19 protein-coding genes are annotated in these 14,394 nt (G+C 45.6%); 5 read left to right on the top strand and 14 right to left on the bottom strand.

Annotated features, from left to right (window positions below; genetic code table 11):
- Positions 1–66: 66 nt before the first annotated feature.
- Complete coding sequence (locus tag BK127_RS03270; protein ID WP_076228572.1) at positions 67–339, bottom strand: hypothetical protein; 273 nt, start codon at positions 337–339, stop codon at positions 67–69.
- 143 nt (positions 340–482) lie between these two features.
- Positions 483–1,664: a formate-dependent phosphoribosylglycinamide formyltransferase gene (purT, locus tag BK127_RS03265; RefSeq protein WP_076228571.1), complete on the bottom strand. Its 1,182-nt coding sequence runs from the start codon at positions 1,662–1,664 to the stop codon at positions 483–485.
- Between the two features lie 177 nt (positions 1,665–1,841).
- On the opposite strand from purT, the gene BK127_RS03260 reads away from it, so the two are divergent.
- Entirely contained in the window at positions 1,842–2,153 is a 312-nt protein-coding gene (locus BK127_RS03260; RefSeq protein ID WP_076228570.1) for a winged helix-turn-helix transcriptional regulator, read from the top strand.
- Positions 2,154–2,295: 142 nt separating this feature from the next.
- Here the strand turns inward: BK127_RS03260 and BK127_RS03255 are convergent, their stop codons facing one another.
- On the bottom strand, positions 2,296–2,484 hold the full coding sequence (locus BK127_RS03255) for an aspartyl-phosphate phosphatase Spo0E family protein (RefSeq protein ID WP_076228569.1): 189 nt from the start codon (positions 2,482–2,484) through the stop codon (positions 2,296–2,298).
- A 218-nt stretch (positions 2,485–2,702) separates the two neighbouring features.
- Between BK127_RS03255 and BK127_RS03250 the strand changes: the two genes are divergently transcribed.
- Positions 2,703–3,404, top strand: a complete 702-nt coding sequence (locus BK127_RS03250) for a response regulator transcription factor (RefSeq protein WP_076228568.1) — start codon at positions 2,703–2,705, stop codon at positions 3,402–3,404.
- 100 nt (positions 3,405–3,504) lie between these two features.
- On the opposite strand, the gene BK127_RS03245 is transcribed toward BK127_RS03250, so the two are convergent.
- From BK127_RS03245 to BK127_RS03215, 7 genes are all read right to left on the bottom strand, one after another.
- Positions 3,505–4,008 (bottom strand): hypothetical protein, encoded by a 504-nt coding sequence (locus BK127_RS03245; protein ID WP_076228567.1) that lies wholly within the window; start codon positions 4,006–4,008, stop codon positions 3,505–3,507.
- A gap of 89 nt (positions 4,009–4,097) precedes the next feature.
- Positions 4,098–4,718 carry a trimeric intracellular cation channel family protein gene (locus BK127_RS03240; RefSeq protein WP_076228566.1) on the bottom strand — a complete coding sequence of 207 codons (621 nt, stop codon included), beginning with the start codon at positions 4,716–4,718 and terminating at the stop codon, positions 4,098–4,100.
- A gap of 1 nt (position 4,719) precedes the next feature.
- Entirely contained in the window at positions 4,720–5,373 is a 654-nt protein-coding gene (locus tag BK127_RS03235) for a response regulator transcription factor (RefSeq protein ID WP_076228565.1), read from the bottom strand.
- A complete protein-coding gene (locus BK127_RS03230) occupies positions 5,370–6,752 on the bottom strand; it encodes a sensor histidine kinase (RefSeq protein WP_256711158.1) in 1,383 nt (460 codons plus the stop codon). Before BK127_RS03230 ends, BK127_RS03235 begins: the two co-directional genes overlap by 4 nt.
- Positions 6,753–6,763: 11 nt before the next feature.
- A complete protein-coding gene (gene kapB, locus BK127_RS03225; protein ID WP_076228563.1) occupies positions 6,764–7,147 on the bottom strand; it encodes a sporulation phosphorelay system protein KapB in 384 nt (127 codons plus the stop codon).
- Positions 7,148–7,161: 14 nt separating this feature from the next.
- Entirely contained in the window at positions 7,162–7,494 is a 333-nt protein-coding gene (locus BK127_RS03220; RefSeq protein ID WP_179097372.1) for a thioredoxin family protein, read from the bottom strand.
- A gap of 41 nt (positions 7,495–7,535) precedes the next feature.
- Positions 7,536–8,057, bottom strand: coding sequence for a hypothetical protein (locus tag BK127_RS03215; RefSeq protein WP_076228562.1), 522 nt, complete (start codon positions 8,055–8,057; stop codon positions 7,536–7,538).
- Between the two features lie 98 nt (positions 8,058–8,155).
- Between BK127_RS03215 and BK127_RS03210 the strand changes: the two genes are divergently transcribed.
- A complete protein-coding gene (locus BK127_RS03210) occupies positions 8,156–8,365 on the top strand; it encodes a hypothetical protein (protein WP_076228561.1) in 210 nt (69 codons plus the stop codon).
- A 50-nt stretch (positions 8,366–8,415) separates the two neighbouring features.
- Here BK127_RS03210 and BK127_RS03205 read toward each other — a convergent pair whose 3' ends face one another.
- From BK127_RS03205 to BK127_RS03195, 3 genes are all read right to left on the bottom strand, one after another.
- Positions 8,416–10,029: an ABC-F family ATP-binding cassette domain-containing protein gene (locus tag BK127_RS03205; RefSeq protein ID WP_076228560.1), complete on the bottom strand. Its 1,614-nt coding sequence runs from the start codon at positions 10,027–10,029 to the stop codon at positions 8,416–8,418.
- A gap of 87 nt (positions 10,030–10,116) precedes the next feature.
- Positions 10,117–12,057, bottom strand: coding sequence for an ABC-F family ATP-binding cassette domain-containing protein (locus BK127_RS03200; RefSeq protein WP_076228559.1), 1,941 nt, complete (start codon positions 12,055–12,057; stop codon positions 10,117–10,119).
- A gap of 21 nt (positions 12,058–12,078) precedes the next feature.
- Complete coding sequence (locus BK127_RS03195; RefSeq protein ID WP_076228558.1) at positions 12,079–13,128, bottom strand: M42 family metallopeptidase; 1,050 nt, start codon at positions 13,126–13,128, stop codon at positions 12,079–12,081.
- Between the two features lie 97 nt (positions 13,129–13,225).
- Here BK127_RS03195 and BK127_RS03190 point away from each other — a divergent pair, with 97 nt between their 5' ends.
- Together BK127_RS03190 and BK127_RS03185 are read left to right on the top strand one after the other, a co-directional pair.
- Positions 13,226–13,555, top strand: a complete 330-nt coding sequence (locus tag BK127_RS03190; protein WP_076228557.1) for an ASCH domain-containing protein — start codon at positions 13,226–13,228, stop codon at positions 13,553–13,555.
- Between the two features lie 84 nt (positions 13,556–13,639).
- The gene (locus BK127_RS03185) at positions 13,640–14,074 is read left to right on the top strand and encodes a DUF2269 family protein (RefSeq protein ID WP_076228878.1); all 435 of its coding nucleotides are present in this window, start codon (positions 13,640–13,642) and stop codon (positions 14,072–14,074) included.
- A gap of 28 nt (positions 14,075–14,102) precedes the next feature.
- Here the strand turns inward: BK127_RS03185 and BK127_RS03180 are convergent, their stop codons facing one another.
- Positions 14,103–14,393, bottom strand: a complete 291-nt coding sequence (locus BK127_RS03180) for a Dabb family protein (RefSeq protein ID WP_076228556.1) — start codon at positions 14,391–14,393, stop codon at positions 14,103–14,105.
- Between the last annotated feature and the right edge of the window lies 1 nt (position 14,394).

The raw sequence follows: 14,394 nt of genomic DNA, 5'->3' as shown, positions 1-14,394 counted from the left end.
CGGTTATCCTTAGAATTTGGAAAAAACCCATGAGCTTACAGCCCACGGGTTCAATGGATGATTGATTTATGGCGTTCCAACTAGCTCCAACGCTTGCTCGGAAATATCTTCCTTGTACTTGGTCATGCAATCGCACAGAAAATCTTTACGGCAAATCGGGCAAGGCTCATTCAACAAACGGTTGATATGCGATGCGAACGGAGTCGCGTTGTCTGCCTTTTTTTCATAAATGAGTCTGCACGATGTGCGGTCCTTCAAGTTAACAACGACCTCGAACAATCCGTTTTTCGGGTTATTACTTACAATCTCTGCTTTGATTACCTTTGGTTGGTATGCCATTATTTCGGTACCTCTCTTTATATAGGTTGTCTTTGATCACCATTATCATGTGTACCTTGAATAATAGCTTGTTTTAGGCGTTCTCGTCAAGCCAGCGGGCATGGGATCAACAAAATAACGATGGATAGCTTCCTTTTTCACGCTTAATGCTCGTAACGAAGCTTCAATTCCCCAGCAGCCAGAGCTGCAACTCTCCGAGCTTCTTCGACATCGTCCGCCGTGCTTAACGCGACAGCCATTCTTCGCCCAATCTTCGTTTCCGGCTTGCCAAAAATACGCACCTGAGTATTCGGATGACTTAGCGCCCTGTCAATTCCATCAATACTGAATACCTGCTGTTCTTCAGTAGCCTTTAAAGTATGTGAAGCTCCTGGCGTCAGCATGCGGATTGTTGAAATCGGCAGACCCAGTATGGCACGAACATGCAGGGCAAATTCGGATAGATCCTGTGTAACCATAGTCACCATACCCGTATCATGCGGACGTGGAGAGACTTCACTAAAGTACACATGATCCTTAGCCAAAAACAGTTCCACACCATAAATCCCTGTACCACCCAAAGCGTCAGTAATCGTCTTAGCTATATGCTGCGCCTGTTCGATTTGTAAGGCTGTCATCTCGTGCGGCTGCCACGATTCGATGTAATCGCCTTCCTTCTGCACATGACCAATCGGCTCACAGAACGCAGTGCCTGATACCGAACGTACGGTAAGCAGTGTGATCTCGGATTCAAAATGAATAAATTGCTCCACGATCACCCGCGTTTTCTTTGCTCTGCCGCCCTCCATCGCATACGTCCACGATTTCTCAACATCCGACAATGATTTGCAAACGCTCTGACCTTTGCCTGAAGAGCTCATAATCGGCTTAATGACACACGGTGTACCAATAACAGCAACCGCCTCCTGAAGCTCCTCAAGGCTGTCGGCAAATGCGTAATTGGCTGTCGGGAGATGTAAAATTTCCGAAGCCAAACGACGTATGCCCTCGCGATCCATCGTCAATTGGGCAGCCGTAGCGGTTGGTACCACACGCATCCCTTCACGCTCCAAATCAAGCAGCACTTGAGTGGCGATCGCTTCAATTTCCGGTACGATTAAATCCGGCTGCTCCTTCTTGATGAGCTCGCGAAGCTGATCCTCATCAAGCATATTAATCACATAGGAACGGTGCGCAACCTGCATCGCTGGTGCATTCGCATATCGGTCTACCGCGATGGTTTCAATTCCTAGTCTTTGTGCTTCAATGATAACTTCCTTGCCCAGCTCGCCTGAACCTAGAAGCATCATTTTTTTGGCTAATCCTGATAGTGGTGATCCGTACATGAACGCAGTTCCCCCTTGATATATACAGTTCAAATTAAAAGGCTCTATCGTTGTTATACTTTACAATGGAACATTTTTCAATCATTCTTGCAAAAAGACATAAAAATTCCTTTTAATGATAGCTTACTTTTATTGAGTAACTTATGCTACAATGATAGTAAGAAGGAGATGATAGCAATGGCTGATCATCAGCTTTGCCCCAAGTTTGAAGCTGCATTTGGCATTTTAGGAAAACGCTGGACCGGCTTGATTATTCAATCCTTGCTTCAGGGCCCAAGGCGGTTTAAGGATATTTCCGAAATGATCCCCGGAATGAGCGACAGAATGTTAGCTGAACGATTTAAAGAATTGGAAACCGAGGGACTCATCCATCGGCATGTATACCCGGAAACTCCCGTACGTATTGAATATGAGCTGTCCGAAAAAGGAAGAGCACTCCGGCCTGTCATGGAGGCTGTACACGATTGGGGAGAACATTGGGTAAAGTGATCTCAGATGCGACCACACCAAAAAGCCGTTTACTTGGGAACTCCTGCTAGAGCAAGACCTGAACGGGTCTTTCTCACCGGGACCTCCAAACAAATGGCTTTTTTATTCGTTATGGTCTCATGTCTATATAGGTTAGTAGGTACTAAGATGCTTGCATATTCTGAAAACGCTTAGATTGACTGCTCATTGCGCAAATAATTAATTGATCCAATTCCGTACTCTTATTCACAACTTCAGAATGTGTAAGTTCGTAGCCTTTCAGGGTAACCAGCGTATGCAATTCTTGGTTGAGTAGGAGAATTTCTTGTTCAATATGAGCAGCAATGTTCATCTTAGCAGCCTCCCATTAGTGGAATCAATTCTTTTTCTCAATTTTTAACTAATTAGTTCTTCATAAGCTTGTCCTAAACTGACTTTTGAGATACATTAAAAATGCAAGTAATTCCTTTTTGTCACTATATAAAACATTTGTTAAAATAATGTTGTTATTTCTCGTTTTTTATTTGTTAATTTTCTTAACCATTTCCTAACATAGTGAGGAGGGAGCTCATGCCTACCGTCTTACTTATTGAGGACGACCAGAGCATCGCAGATATGATTTCGATTTATTTATCTGAAGAGGATTATAACGTACATTGGGGAGCAGATGGACAACAAGGCACCAAATTATTTAATACGATAGAACCGGATGTTATTATTTTGGATATCATGCTTCCTGATGCCAACGGCATGGATCTATGTAAAGAGTTTCGAACGGTTTCCAATGTGCCCATTATGGTGATTTCTGCCAAAAGTGAGGTCTCGGAGCGGGTAAAAGCTTTAATTATCGGAGCTGATGATTATTTATGCAAGCCTTTTAGCATGCGTGAATTAGCTGCAAGAACGAGTGCCCTGCTGCGTCGATCGGCCATCTCGAATCATAGTGTACAATCAACGCCCCCTGCAGAATCAGGGGAAATGGACCCGCAGTCTATCAAAATCGATATGGAAAAACGCTGTATTTACTTACTTAATCACCCTGTAGAAACAACATTTTCTGAATTTGAAATTATGAAACTTTTTTGGATGCATCCGGGTAAAGTATTTTCCCGTGAGGAGCTGTTGAACAAAATTCGTGGAATCGACACCTTCGTGACTGAACGTACCGTTGATGTACATATTACCAATCTCCGCAAGAAAGTCGAAATTGATCCCAAGGAACCTAAACATATCAAAACAGTTTGGGGGGTTGGTTATAAATTTGAGCATTAAAAAAGCTCCTGTAAGGCTGTGCAGCTCGCACAACCTTACAGGAGCTTTCAATATAAAATACTATACGATGAGCATCAATAACGCCGCTCGCCCTCAACCCTCATTCAGATTGGTGCCCGTCCCGGGTTCGATCCAAATCCTGCAGCAGCCTGCTCACACCTTCCGGTGTCAACTCCGTGGATTGCTTGAAGCGCAGCAATTGCTCCCTCAGCTCGTTCGCTATGGCCTCGCTGTTCTCCTCATCCTGTGTGTATTCAGGATTAAACCAGACATAATCGCCTTCAGGACCATTTCGTAAAAACGACCTCTTCCAAGCTGATGGATAAGTAAATTCCTGTTCCCCGAATATGAAAGCGAGCACGTCATCGCTCTCCAAGGGCATAAGCTGATGGAAAGTCTCGATGCCGCTGCTTTCAGGTCCCATGGCTGCTACCTGCTTATGAAGATAAGCATAATGCAAATAATGCTCACCTGTCAGCTTATCCTTGGAAATCTCATACAGCTCCAGATCATCGTTACTTAACTGCTTAACGACCTCCAGACGCTCCTGCAGCAGCTCAGCGGGAATTCTTTTCATGTCTTGCATGGATTGATCCTCGTTCATGGGTAACCCTCCTAAAAGTTTCGCTGTAGCGAAACTCACTTCGTAAGCATCATCCAAGTTTCGTTGTAGCGAAACTCGCATCGTAAGCATCATTTCAACCGCAAGCTGCGCCGCGGCAATCTCCATTTAAAGAATACGGACAGCATCCGCAGAAAAACAATGATACCAAACAACGCCAAAAGGTGATAGGATCCTTGAAACCATCCCAGACCTATAAACAAGCCAGCCATCATGCCCCATACCGCATAGATTTCGTCCTGCAGCACAAGCGGCTTGCGTCCGGCCAATACGTCTCGAATGATACCTCCACCAATCCCGGTCATTACCGCTGCGACGACAACAGCACTGATCGGATGATGCATATTGGTTGCATAAATAGCACCCTGAATCGAGAAAGCGGCAAGTCCGATGGCATCGAACAGCGATTCCCAAGTTTTCCATTTACGTATCCAGCTGCTGGGGACTATAAATACAAGTGCTGCTGCTATCAAAGCAGTTTTCAGATATAAGCTCTGCTCCCATAGAGTCGTTACGGGAATACCAATAAGCAAATTACGCACCACACCGCCACCAAAAGCTGTTACCAACGCTAATACAAACACACCCAATACATCAAAATCCTCTTCCATGGCTACTACGGCCCCACTGACCGCAAAAGCTACTGTACCTATAATACTGAATAATTGTAAATTAATTTCCAATAAGTCCATGTTAAAGTATACCCATATCCTTTGCTTTTTGAGCTGCTTCTTTACTGCTTTTGCCTCCGAGCTTACGCAAAATGTTACCCACATGAACTTTAATCGTTCGTATGGAAACTACAAATTTATCGGCAATTTGCGTTTGTGTATGCCCTTTTTCAATTAAATCCAGAACTTGTACTTCCGTTGGTGTCAGCAGATCACGCAGCTCCTTCACCCTGACCTCATGCTCCATATGCTTCAGGCGGCGAAATTCTTCGCGCATTTTTTCAGCCACACTGGGATGGATGGGACTGCGATTTGCATACGCGTTACGAATAGCCTGCGGGATTTCGGCAAAATTTGATTTGACCATATAATCGACCGCTCCGACCTTGAACGCCTCAAAAATCAGCTCTTTATCCTCCATAGAAGTTAGCATAATGACTTTGGCCCCGGTACACTGCACGATTTCTGCTGCTGCCCATATTCCGTCCGGGCTGTCTGACATCATAATATCCATCAGCACCACATCGGCCTCAACCTGCTCCAACAGCTCGACTCCAGTCTGTCCGGAGGATGCTTGACCAACAAGCTCAAAATCGGCTTCCTTGCCCAAATAACTCATCAAACCGCGAAGCCAATCCGGATCGTCTTCTACAATGACAATTCGTATTTTGCTCAACCTCTCCCGCCCCCTTTCCTGTTAGGGAAAATGATAAAAACTGCCGTTCCGACGCCTGGCTTGCTATGGATGGACATCGTGCCCTTATGTTTATGAATAATGGTGTGGCAGTAAGATAGGCCGAGCCCGAAGTTAAGCTTCTTGCCTCCTTTTGTTGTGTAAAAGGGATCAAAGGCTTGCCTGAGCTGCGATTTATCCATACCTATACCGGTATCCCTTATTTCAACCGTCAGATTGCGCTTCGTTTCGGTCAATTTTACTAGCAGTTTTCCACCTTGCGGCATCGCTTCCACCGCATTCATCAGTACATTGGTCATGACCTCATCCAGTTGTGCAGGGTCACCCCACAAAGCACCTTCATAGCGCAATTCCCTTAGGACCTCTATTCGATGGAGACTCGGTTCCAGCGCCGTTAGACATCTTTCCAAAAGTTCAGCAAGCCGAACCGGCTCTTCGTGCAGAGCTACATCCTGTGTTTGCCCCTGTATACGATAGATCATATCATAAATATGCTGTGAAGCGTTGAGGATGACATCAACATCATTTTCCAATTGCCCCGGATCGGATTGAGCGGATTCAGATTTGATCTTTTCACCGAACAAACGAATTTTTCCAACATCGTTTTTTATGGCATGGTTCAGAATTGAGGTACCTGAAGTAATAGCCCGCAGCGTATAGTCTAGCTGATGATTGCGAATCGATATTTGCAAGCCCATAAACCCATAACGAAAGCTGGAGAAAAAAATGACTGCAAGCGTAAATCCAATCAGCCAGGCATTGTAACGCCACCATTGATTATTACCGTACAGCGTTGGCAAAATATACAGGGTGAACAAAGCACCGAACATAGTGGGAGCGGCAGCCAACGTCGTCAGCATACGCAGCTTGCGAAGGTATGAATTCAATTCCTTAGCCGTTGCATGTATCAATAATAGTATCCCCGTAATAATGTAAGGAACCGTCCAGCACATCACGAATTGATAGGGAATGGGGTCACTAGGCAATGGCTCGAATGCAAAAGATATCAGTGAAGGCAAAAGAAGTACCCATGAAAGCCACCTTTTCCAAAGCCAACCCCCGCTGTTCGGGTGGTACACGATTGTAAACATCAGGAAGGTGTAGGGCAAGCCATAATAGCAAATAATCGAAGAGAATCGTTCCATATAACCCATGAACTGGGAAAGAGATGCTGTCATCCAGCCTTGTCTGGTCAAATAAGGACCCAACTGCTCATTAATAACAGCGGACAAACCGCCAAAACCGCCTGTGAAGGCGATGCTGGCGATCCACCTTGTCGTAGATCTTCTGGGATCTGTAACTACTAGAAGGAGCCCAATCGTCCATAGGCCTATCAGTACAAACAGCATAAAGATCGGCACATCCGTTCCGGTTATAGCGTATAGTCTTTTTTCAACTGCCCCAGCTCTTGCAGAGAACGAGCTACCCATTGCGCCTGCTCTTCCAGCTTCCGAATCTCGGTATATAAGGCACGCTCTAATGAAATACGGTACTCTTGAACCGTTCCGTTAAAGGGTTTAACGGTATACATAGGCATCAAGGCGATTTCTCCGTCAGACAATGCACGACGCTGATGAAAGAAGGGTACATTAGGATCCATAGGATTATGTAAGTCCCCTTGTGTCGGATGCTTGATTACTGCTTTAATTTTAACTGCAGCCTTGCCGGAGCTCGAGATCTCGACAATTTCACCGACATATTCTCCGGTTTTATAAGCGGCTGTGACTATCGTTCCAATTTCAAATTCATTACTCATCTCGGTTATCCTCCTTAAAGTTCTGCGAAGCTAATAGATTTTTGAAACCATTGGAGTAAATCGTCCACTCCCTGCATCCGATACCTTTTGTCCGCAATACCATGCTGCTTCAGATGTACGATACAAGGTACGCTTTCAATCTTCCAGCTTTGCACAAGCTGCGGGCAGAAGTTTACATTACTTTTCACAATGGGAAGATCAGGCATTAAGGTCATAACGACCTGCAGCATCTTTTCGGTCATTTTACAGGTACCGCACCAAGGGGTATACAAATATACGAATTGACTCTCGGATAATAATGACAGCCTTGTTCGCAGCTGCTGCTCTGTCCATTCCGTCATCTCCATGGTGAAACCCCCTTTCCTGCAAGAAAATGAAAATATGTCGCTCATTCGATTATCCGTTCATCCAGACGCTCGAGACAGAGGTGAAAATGCTCTAACAGACTGGGAATATCATCAATATGCCGCTCATCGAGCTTCTTGACAAATTTCACATCCAGCTTCGATTTCATTCTTCTGGGCTGCTCTCCATACTCCATCATGATGCATTGTGACAGTTGCGGCCCGGCCCCCCAGATCTCACCGATCATGGAAGCCGATTCGGAGCAATCCCGTTCGATATCAGTAATCGGAAATACAAAGCTAAGCTCCAGGCTGCAGCCTGGCTGCTGTTTGGAATCGGCAAGCAGCTCTGCTGCCAAATCGGCTACGGATGCGGTCAGCATGAAGCTGCCTTCAGCTACACCATCCTCTTTACGAGCCATAGTCATGGAGAAGCTGCGGGACATTGAAGATAGCTCGATACGATCGGTTCTTCCCATAATAACGACGGAATCATTCAAGTCCATATCATATACAGCGCCCTCAAGCACAACCTTTAAATTATCAAAAATCGTTGGGTCAAACATCATGTACGCTCCTGCTTCAAGATAAACCAGCAACTTGTTGGACAAATCCTTACAAAATCAGTACAATTGAATCATCAAGAACAAGGAAGGTGTACCTCATGTCCGACGAAACACAATCAAACGATTCCGTACAAGAGCCAAAAAAAGTCAGCTTGGCTGACGCCATTAAAAACAAGCTTGCCCAAAAGAAGCAAGAGCAAGCCGATGAAAAGGCGAACGGTCAGCTGCGCGGTGGCAACAGTGCCGTTATGAGAAATCAAAACAACAAAAAACCAAATAATCAACGGCGCCGCACCGGAGGCAGTTAAAGAGAAGGATGAGCTATCCAGACAAGCTCATCCTTTTTCTATGTCCTCATCTAAACATACAATAGCTCACGTTGTTTTTTTATATCTTCGTTTTGCAAATACTCATCATACGTCGTCATTTTGTCAATCAAACCATTTGGTGTAATTTCCATGATTCGATTGGCTACCGTTTGGATAAACTGATGGTCATGCGAAACGAATAACATCGTACCGTCAAAATCAACCATACCGTTATTGAGTGCTGTAATCGACTCCAAATCCAAATGGTTCGTAGGCTCATCCAACAGCAGGACGTTCGCTCCGCTCATCATCATTTTGGACAGCATGCAGCGAACCTTTTCTCCCCCGGACAGCACGCTGGCTTTTTTCAACGCCTCTTCACCAGAGAACAGCATCCGACCCAGGAATCCGCGAAGATATGATTCGTCCTGCTCCTTGGAATATTGGCGAAGCCAGTCAACCAAATTAATGTCAGTATCAAAATACGACGCATTATCCTTTGGAAAATACGCTTGAGTTGTTGTGACACCCCATGTATATTCCCCTGAATCTGCCTCTACTTCACCCATCAGAATTTGAAATAGCAGCGACTTGATATTCCCGTTAGGACCTACAAGCGCAACCTTATCGCCCTTGTTCAAAGTAAAGCTGATATTGTTCAGCAGCATCTCACCATCTACCGATTTGGTCAGTTTGTCAACAGCCAACAGCTGTTTACCAGCCTCACGTTCAGGTGAAAACTTGATAAATGGATATTTACGTGTAGAAGGCTTGATATCTTCAAAGGTCAGCTTCTCCAGCTGTTTCTTACGAGAGGTTGCCTGCTTCGACTTGGATGCATTGGCACTAAAGCGTTGAATGAACGCCTCCAGCTCTTTCTTTTTCTCGTCTGTTTTCTTGTTTGACTCGCGGCTCAATTTCAATGCCAATTGGCTGGATTCATACCAGAAATCATAGTTACCGACATAAAGCTGAAGCTTGCTGAAATCAATATCGGCAATATGCGTACATACTTGATTCAGGAAATGCCGGTCATGAGATACAACAATAACAGTGCCTTCAAATCGGGAAAGGAAATTTTCCAGCCAGTTGATCGATTCGATGTCCAAATGGTTCGTAGGCTCATCAAGCAGCAAAATATTAGGATTCCCAAAAAGAGCCTGCGCCAATAGCACGCGAACCTTCTCGTTACCGCCTAGATCCTTCATTTTTTGATCGTGCAGATCCTTATGAATGCCTAAGCCGATCAACAGCTCAGCCGCATCCGACTCTGCTTGCCAGCCGTCCAGATCCTGAAACTCGCCTTCTAATTCTGCCGCACGCATACCGTCTTCCTCGGAGAAATCGGCTTTACTGTATAATGCATTTTTTTCTTCCGTAATTTGGAACAGTCTTGCATGACCCATAATAACCGTTCTCAGAACCTCGATATCATCGAATTCAAAATGGTCCTGCTTCAGAACTGCCATACGCTCACCTGGAGTAATACTTACCTCACCTTTGTTAGCGTCCAATTCCCCGGATAAAATTTTCAAAAATGTCGATTTGCCTGCTCCATTCGCTCCGATCAATCCGTAGCAATTGCCTGGTGTGAACTTAACGTTAACATCCTCAAACAAAGCCCTTTTACCATATCGTAGTGTTACATTAGAAACCGTAATCATCGTATTCCCTACTCTCTTCAATTTGCGATAAAAATAATACCTTGCCATCAAACATAAATTATACCACAAAAACCCTATGCATTCACGCTATTTACCGTTAGAAATTTGCTCGACCAGCTCGGATAGTTCAGTCCAGCGATCCATAGCCTGCTCCATCTGTGCTGTCAGCTGCTGTTCTTGCTCATAAAGATCCTGAATTTTACCGAAATCACTGCCAGCTTGCTCAATGCTCTGCTTGATCAGAGTAAGTTTTTCTTCAAGCGCAGCAATCTTATCCTCAATCTGATCCCATTCCCGCTGCTCATTGAAGCTCAGCTTACGCGCGCGCGTGCCCTCTTTGCGTTCTGTTCCGGATGTTGTCGATGTATTCGTACTTGCGGCAGGAGCTGCCTTCTGGGATTGCTGCTTACGTTCATTGGCCAGTACCAATTCCTCTTCCTTGACTGATGCCAAATAATCGGAATAATTACCGATAAAGCGATTGATTGCCCCATCCTCAAATATGAATAAATGATCCGCTGTTCGGTCCAAAAAGTATCGATCATGGGAAACCGTAATAACGGCTCCGGGGAAATCCTCTAAATATTCTTCGAGGATGGTAAGTGTTTGAATATCCAGATCATTGGTCGGCTCATCCAACAGCAACACATTAGGCTCACCCATCAACGTTCGCAATAGGTACAACCTTCTGCGTTCGCCACCTGATAGCCTGCCAATTGGCGTCCACTGCAAAGCTCCAGGGAACAGAAACCGCTCCAGCATTTGTGATGCTGTGATCGATTCCCCGCTGGCTGTACGGATAACCTCGGCACCTTCCTTAATGTATTCAATTACCCGCAGCTTCTCATCCATCTCAACACTTTCCTGTGTGTAGTAGGCTAGCTTGACGGTTGTCCCCACTTCAATGGAGCCTTCATCCGGCTGCAATCTGCCTGCCAGCATATTAAGCAGTGTCGACTTCCCGCTACCATTAGGACCGATGATACCAAGCCGGTCGTCCGGCATCACAATATAGCTGAAATCATGAACCAACTTCCGTCCTTCGAACGATTTGGTTACATTGTCCAGCTCCATCACTTTCTTGCCAAGACGGCTGGCTCCAAGTGCCATATCCATTTGTGCAGATGGTCCATCCACCTTACGATCACGTAATTCTACGGTCCGATCGATACGGGCTTTTTGTTTTGTCGTCCGCGCTTTTGCACCTCTACGCAGCCATGCCAGCTCGCGGCGCAGCAAATTTTGTCGCTTATCTTCTTCAGAAGCTTCTCTGTCAAGTCGTTCTGCCTTTTTCTCCAGAAAGGAAGCATAGTTGCCCTCATAGCTGTATAGCTTGCCTTTGTCTAGCTCAATGATTCGATTCGTCACTCGATCAAGGAAATACCGATCATGCGTGACCAACAGCAGCGCGCCCTTCCATTTGGACAAAAACTCCTCCAGCCACTCGACGGTCGAATGGTCAATATGGTTCGTGGGCTCATCGAGAATGAGCAGATCTGCAGGCTGAATCAGAACTCTTGCCATGGCAACGCGCTTACGCTGTCCACCCGAGAGAAGACCGACCTTTTGCGAAAAATTGACAATACCGAGACGTGTTAATACGGTTTTGGCCGTCGTGCTGGCCTCCCACGCATTCAACGTATCCATACGATGCTGAACAGCAAACAATCGTTCCTGCAGCTTTTCATTTTCCGGTTCCACCTGTAAGGCTTCAAGAGCCACCTCATATTCACGAAGTGTCTGCATCAGCGGAGTATCGCCATAAAAGACCTGCTCCAGCACTGTAGACTCCTTATCGAACTGCGGATTTTGCGGTAAATATTCGGCTCGAAAATGATTGGAATGCGACATTTTACCCGAATCAACGGGCTCCAGACCTGCAATTGCTTTTAGCAAGGATGATTTGCCTGTTCCATTGACACCGACTAAACCAATCCGTTGTCTCTCATCAATACCGAAGGTCAGGTCATCAAACAGTACCTTTTCTCCGTAGCTTTTATGAAAATGTTCAATAGATAAAATATTCAATTGTTACAGCTCCTTTGGTTCTTAAATTACGTTGGGTTCCGTGATGTATGCGGCCATCAATGCGATCGTACCGATGATGGCCTCGCGGTGAGTTCGTTCCATCCCATGGGAAGCGTGCACACCAGGTCCGATCAACGCCGCCCTTATATTACTTCCGCCGCGCAGTGCAGCCGTTGCATCCGAGCCATATTGCGGGTATATATCCACAGCATGCTTGATACCGTCACGCTTGGCAAGCTCGATCAGCTTCGAGGTCATCTGGTAATCGTAAGGTCCGGATGAATCCTTCGCACATATCGACACATCGAATTCGGTGCATGTTAGATCCTCACCCATAGCTCCCATATCAACAGCCAGCAGCTCGTCAATATCCGGAGGCAAATAGGCTGCACCGTGCCCCACCTCTTCATAAGTACTGATCAGTAGCTTCAAGGTATACGCAGGTGTGATCTTGTTTCTGTGAAGCAGCTCCAGCAGCCCGAATAGCGCAGCCACTCCAGCTTTATCGTCCAAATGGCGGGATTTAAAGAAGCCATTATCCATCGATTTCACCCGCGGGTCAAAAGAAATAAAATCTCCCGTTCCGATTCCAAGCTTCTGCACATCCTCAGCACTGCTAACCGGTTCGTCCAATCGTATTTCCATCGCAGCCTCATCACGCTTCAGCTCCCGCGCATCCGGATAGACATGAACCGAAGGTTTGGTCGTCAGGATCGTGCCCTCATAGGTTCGCCCATCTCGGGTGTGGATCTGACAGTATTCATTTTCGATAGCGTTCATCATATAGCCGCCAACAGGCGTCAAACGCAGCATGCCGCTCGGCTTAATCGATCGTACCATAGCCCCTAATGTATCGACATGTCCCGACAACCCGATCACGCGATCAGGATTAGCTCCCGGTACTGTGATCAAGCCCGCGCCTTTTTTCGTATAGCTCATCGCAAATCCCAGCTTCTTTGCTTCCTGCTCGACAAAACTCATAATAGTACCACAATATCCGCTTGGACTCGGTATGTTCAGCAACTGCTCCAGCAGCTGAATGACATAGCTCTGGTTTATTTGCGCCTTCATCCTGTTCCCTCCTGTAATTAATAGTCTTAATAAATTTGCGTCAACTACTGTTTTCATGTAAGCTAACAGTTGTATAAATAAAGGAGGAATAACCCCTATGTCCGAAGTACTAGCTCCAAAAACCTGTACGATTGAACGTCTGGTTACTGTTGAAGAAGATGTGAAGAAAGTAATCAGCGGCGAAAAAACCGCTACCCGCAGAAATGGACGTTATGCCGATATCGGTGAAATTATGGAGCTTCAAGGCCATAAATTTGAGGTTCACAAGGTGTACCAACAAAGTTTGGGTGAATTGACCGATGAGGCCGTTCAAACCGAAGGCTTTGAAAACGTGGAAAGCTACAAAAACCACATTCTAGGCATGCACGCTGGAATGCCTTGGTTACCGCATATGAAAGTATGGGTTCACGAGTTCCGCGCCGTATAAAGCTGCGAATACCAAAAACAGTGTAGTACTCATCTAAATGAATGCTACACTGTTTAATTTATCTTTTCAAGTTTGGGAGGCTTCATCTTGTATTTATGGCTCATCTTTATCCATGCCGTTAGTGCTATGGTAGCTATCGGTCCCTTTTTTGTGCTCATTCCTATGCTTTCCAAACTTCGGACTGCTGAGGGTGCCGTTTTGAATTCCTATCTGGATTCATTTCATTTTACTGTCCGATTATCCAAGCATACCGGTCATGTTCTTGTTGCCTCAGGGCTGCTCCTGATGTGGCTTGGCGGTTGGCCCTGGAGCACTCCCTGGATTGCAGGTACGTTTATTGTCTTGTTTGCTTCATTGCTTTTTATGGCTCGTGCTTTTTCACCGACAATTCGCAAGCTGCGTCAGCCGGAGCATGACCGACAATTTCTCGTTAACAAGCTCTCCAGAGCTTTGTATATGTATATGTTTGTCCTGTTTGTTATGTTATGGCTGATGATCATGAAGCCGACTCTGTGGTGATGCGGAATCCACCGGAGTCGGTTTTTTGCTATGATTGATAATCGACGCAAACGCTAGTTCCATCCAGCACTTCTTTCATGTGTTTCTTTACTTCCAGATGCAGAGGATGACCGTCATATGCAGATAAATCTTCCAAGGAATCAAATTTCGTAACCAAGGCGATATCATAAGAACGTTCCTGATGCAAAATGTCCGATCCAACTTCAATATGCTTGAGTACCGGAATTTTACCTTCCATGTTGGTAAGTACCTGTGCGGTTGCTTGAATGGATTCAGGACTGCGGTCCTTTAGTTTGAAAAATACGATGTGAGTGATCATT

Source organism: Paenibacillus sp. FSL H7-0331, from assembly GCF_001956045.1.
This window is presented reverse-complemented; position numbering and strand designations above follow the sequence as displayed.

Bases quoted from the DNA above. Each gene is read 5' to 3' on its own strand.
- purT (WP_076228571.1), bottom strand. From the start codon at position 1,664: ATGTACGGATCACCACTATCAGGATTAGCCAAAAAAATGATGCTTCTA.
- kapB (WP_076228563.1), bottom strand. From the start codon at position 7,147: ATGAGTAATGAATTTGAAATTGGAACGATAGTCACAGCCGCTTATAAA.
- BK127_RS03260 (WP_076228570.1), top strand. From the start codon at position 1,842: ATGGCTGATCATCAGCTTTGCCCCAAGTTTGAAGCTGCATTTGGCATT.
- BK127_RS03270 (WP_076228572.1), bottom strand. From the start codon at position 339: ATGGCATACCAACCAAAGGTAATCAAAGCAGAGATTGTAAGTAATAAC.
- BK127_RS03215 (WP_076228562.1), bottom strand. From the start codon at position 8,057: ATGTTTGACCCAACGATTTTTGATAATTTAAAGGTTGTGCTTGAGGGC.
- BK127_RS03205 (WP_076228560.1), bottom strand. From the start codon at position 10,029: ATGATTACGGTTTCTAATGTAACACTACGATATGGTAAAAGGGCTTTG.
- BK127_RS03220 (WP_179097372.1), bottom strand. From the start codon at position 7,494: ATGGAGATGACGGAATGGACAGAGCAGCAGCTGCGAACAAGGCTGTCA.
- BK127_RS03240 (WP_076228566.1), bottom strand. From the start codon at position 4,718: ATGGACTTATTGGAAATTAATTTACAATTATTCAGTATTATAGGTACA.
- BK127_RS03245 (WP_076228567.1), bottom strand. From the start codon at position 4,008: ATGAACGAGGATCAATCCATGCAAGACATGAAAAGAATTCCCGCTGAG.
- BK127_RS03210 (WP_076228561.1), top strand. From the start codon at position 8,156: ATGTCCGACGAAACACAATCAAACGATTCCGTACAAGAGCCAAAAAAA.
- BK127_RS03190 (WP_076228557.1), top strand. From the start codon at position 13,226: ATGTCCGAAGTACTAGCTCCAAAAACCTGTACGATTGAACGTCTGGTT.
- BK127_RS03250 (WP_076228568.1), top strand. From the start codon at position 2,703: ATGCCTACCGTCTTACTTATTGAGGACGACCAGAGCATCGCAGATATG.
- BK127_RS03180 (WP_076228556.1), bottom strand. From the start codon at position 14,393: ATGATCACTCACATCGTATTTTTCAAACTAAAGGACCGCAGTCCTGAA.
- BK127_RS03195 (WP_076228558.1), bottom strand. From the start codon at position 13,128: ATGAAGGCGCAAATAAACCAGAGCTATGTCATTCAGCTGCTGGAGCAG.
- BK127_RS03255 (WP_076228569.1), bottom strand. From the start codon at position 2,484: ATGAACATTGCTGCTCATATTGAACAAGAAATTCTCCTACTCAACCAA.